1 protein-coding gene is annotated in these 3,722 nt (G+C 70.2%); it reads right to left on the reverse strand.

The window, feature by feature from the left end; genetic code table 11:
- Window positions 1-117: 117 nt before the first annotated feature.
- Complete coding sequence (locus tag ACIF9R_RS38090; RefSeq protein ID WP_399987689.1) at window positions 118-3,603, reverse strand: FtsK/SpoIIIE domain-containing protein; 3,486 nt, start codon at window positions 3,601-3,603, stop codon at window positions 118-120.
- Between the last annotated feature and the right edge of the window lie 119 nt (window positions 3,604-3,722).

Here is a 3,722-nt window from a genome sequence, read left to right on the forward strand (position 1 = left end):
CGGCCGCCTTACTGCCGGACGAGTGTAGGCCGAACAGCCCACCCACCAACTCGTAGGCCAAACAGACGAATCACACCTAATTCCTGATAGACCCCGGGACCTCGCAATCGGGTGTTTCTACCGGGGTGTGGCCAGCTGCAATGAGACGGGGGCCCGGCTGGTGGCGAGGTAGCCGCGTCCGGGTGGTGTGGTGAAGTACTGGTCGGGTTCGAGGGCGATGTTGTGAGCTACGGCTGCGGGGCGGTTCGTGGGGGTGAGCAGGATCCGGGTCCCCGTGGTCATGATGGTGTTGATCAGGCGTGCGAGGGGGTTGGGGAAGCCGGTCAGAATTGGGGTGCCGTCTGCGCTGACGACGAGCGCGTGTCGGCCGCGCGCCGAGAGGCCGGCGACGTTGTCGAGCAGCGTGGGGGAGTCGGCAAACCCCTCTCTGGTCGGCAGCACGGTGATGTGGTCGGCGTCGTCGAGGAGCAGGGCGAAGGGGTTGTCGCCGAATGCCGCTGCGGCGTCGCGGAGATCGGTGTCCTTGTGGGAGACGCCGGTGAGGAGGCGCACGCCTGGGTCGTCGGGGAGCAGGTTGGGCAGAGGCGAGCGGGGTGAGGTGACGGCGAGTACGCCTACACCGGCCCGGCGGAGCGAGTGCGCGATGGCAGCGGTGGCGGTGGTGCGGCCGGAGCCTGGTGGGCCGGAGATCAGCAGGAGGTGGGCGCCTTCGATGAGGTCGAGGCCGATGGTGCTGTGTTCGGGGCCTCCGATGCCGAGGGGTATCCAGGTCGGTGAGGGGAGCGGTTGAGGCAGACGCAGTTCGTCGAGACTAATGCGGCTGGCCAGGCTGGGGAACCCGTGGGGCTGACGGTTCAGGTCCGGGGCGGGGCTATGGAAGGTGAGGTCGGTGGGGAGCGGGGTGGGATGGCAGATGTGGATGTGGCGGCCGGTTGCGGCGTCGATGGCGCGGCCGGGCAGGACGGGCGGGCTGGTCATGCGGGACGTCAGATGCGCTCGGCGGGTTTCCTCTTTGGGGAAGGGCAGCAGAAGGCGACGGGTGTAGTAGGTGGGGAGTCTGTAGTTGAGCATGTCCTGGCCGCCGAGGGGCACGATGTGCACGCCCAGGGGGGCACCGGTGGCGATGATGCCTCGCAGCATGGTCAGCAGTGAGGTCTCGGCGTAGGTTGGGTTGCTATGGTCCTCGAAATACTCCCAGCCGTCGATAACGAGCAGGATGTAGGGCCGCTGCCCGCCGTCCGGGGCCTGGCTGGTGGAGCGGCGCTGGACCTCCTGGTCGAGCCAGGTGATCAGGCGGCGGATCCGGTCGGGCTCGGACGGTGTGAAGACGCCACCGCAGTGGGGCAGCCGGGCGTAGTCGGTCAAGCCGGCCGGGCGGTGTTCGATGACGTACAGGTGGACTTGGTCGGGGCGGAAGCGGGTGGCCAGGCTGGTGATCAGGGTGCGGGCGAAGGTGGTGCGGCCGGATTGAGGGCCGCCGGCCACCATCAGCCGATCCGTGGCGGCGAGGTCGAGGAATTCGGCGGGTTGCGCCTGCTGCGCGGGTTCGTCGGTCAGTCCGAAGGGCACTGCGGTGGCCGGTGGGGCGGCGGTCTGGCGGGCGGCAAGGTCCGCCACGTCCAAGGCGGCGGGGAGCTGGGGCAGCAGAGGCTTGAACGGTGCGGTGAGCCTGCCGAGCCTCCCGGCCTCTTCGACGACGGCGATGGCCAGGTCCTGATCGGTGGGCGCCTCCGTCCGTGCCATGTCCTCAACTGGACGGGGTGCACCGAAATCCACCCAGTCCAGCGTGTGGACGATGACGGGCGGGACCGTACTGGAAGGCGGCGGGGCACCGAGGTAGCCGGACTGGAACACCTGCGGGATGCGGGATTCGTCGGTGGTGCACACGATCAGGCCGCGGCCGCGCAGGGCACCGGGGATGGTGGCCGCGTCGGGCACGCCGAGGACTTCGCTGCTGTCGGCGGGCTCGTTCTGCCGCAGGCTGATCCGCAGCGAGATGTTGTTCTTCAGCTCAGGCGACAGCTTGCCTTGGAGGGACTGCGTGGCCAGGACCAGGTGCATGCCGAGCGAGCGGCCCTTGGCGGCAACGTTGACCAGTTCCTTGAGGAAGTCCGGCGAGGTCTCCAGCACGCGGGCGAACTCGTCGAACACCATCACCAGGCGCGGCAGCGGCGGCAAGCCCGGGCCGGAACGGCGCCTGCGCCAGTACGTGTCTATCTCCCCGTCGTATCGGGCCAGCACGGACTCGCGGCGGCTGACTTCGGCACGTACGGAGGCCAGCAGCCGGGCCGCGGCGGCGTCGTCGAAGACGTCAGCCGGCGTTTCGCCGGTGGAGCGGATCAACGCGACCACATGGGGGCAGTGCTGGAAGGGCAGGAAGGCGCTGCCGCCTTTGAAGTCGACCAGGACGAGGTTGAGTTCGTCGGGCCGGTTGGCCAGCAGCAGGGAGGTGACCAAGGTCTGCAGCAGGATGCTCTTGCCGGCCCCGGTGGCCCCACCGAGCATGGTGTGCGGGCCCTGCCGGGCTAGGTCGACGGTGACGGGGCCGCTGGCGTCCTTGCCGAGCACGACGCGTGTGCGGGGGCCCTGGCCGTGGCTCCACAGGGTGAGGACGTCATCGGCGGCCGGAGTGTCGACACCGAGCAGGTCGAGGAAGCGGACGCGATCGGGGACCGCCTGCTGGGCGGAGGCAACGGAGAGCCGGTCCCGCATCGGTGCGAGGGCCCGCGCCAGCGACTGCGCTGCGGCGCCCTCCAGCACGTGCGGCCGGCCCTCGACCGTCGGGTCGTCGGGCGTACGGGTGAGCCGCAGCGTGTCCGGGCCGATTTCGCACAGGCCGCGGCATTCGTTCATGGCCCGCCGGTCGGCGCCGACGACGTAGACGCCCACCGACGGCCCATCGCGCAGCACCTCGTCCATGCCGGGCAGCTCTCGCAGGGCCAGTGCCCCGTCCAGGACGATGACGACTTCCTGCTCGAACCGCGTGGCCGACGCCGCGCGGCGCTCCGCCCGGCGGGCGACGACCAGCTCCCGCAGCTCCTGGATCCGGGCGGCGCGGGTCGCCGCGGTGTTGCCGATGAAGCAGGGCACGGCCGCGGCGGGGCCGGCGTCGACGTGCGGCAGCCAGCGACTCCAGGCCAACGCGCCGTGGCTGGCGGCCGTGATCACGACAACGCGCAGACCGTCGGGACCGCGTAGGGTGCACAGCTGGATCAGCAGCCAGTTGATCAACCCCCGCGTCTGCTCGCCGGACCCGACCACACCGAGCACGCCGGTGGTCCGCAGATCCACCGTGAGCGGCACGTTGCGCAAGATGGGCGGCTCCAGGCCCAACCAGGGCTCGCCACGCAGGCGCACCGATGCCGACTCGTCGGCGATACCCACCCGCAGTACCAGCCCGTGCGGCGAATCCGTCCCGCGCGGCCACAGGTCCGGACGTGATCCGCTGGCGGTCTCGGTGATCTCGTCGGGACCGGGAGCGAGCAGCAGGCGGACACGCGTCTCCTCGGCCACGTGAGCGTCGATCGCCCTGCGCGCGGCCTTTTTCGCCGATCCGAAGACCTTCTGCCGCTCCTCACGCTGGCGGCCTTCGACGCCGTCCATCACCACGTAGCCGATCAGCCCGATTAGGCCGTGTTTTGGAACGTGCGGGCGGCCAGCCATTTGGTGAGGTCGCCCGCGATCCGGCCGGTGTCGATCTCGTTGGTCACGTGATGTTCGCG

The sequence above is a fragment of the Streptomyces sp. NPDC086080 genome, assembly GCF_044540255.1.
In the GTDB taxonomy this organism is placed as follows: Bacteria; Actinomycetota; Actinomycetes; order Streptomycetales; family Streptomycetaceae; genus Streptomyces.

Bases quoted from the DNA above. Each gene is read 5' to 3' on its own strand.
- ACIF9R_RS38090 (WP_399987689.1), bottom strand. From the start codon at position 3,603: ATGGACGGCGTCGAAGGCCGCCAGCGTGAGGAGCGGCAGAAGGTCTTC.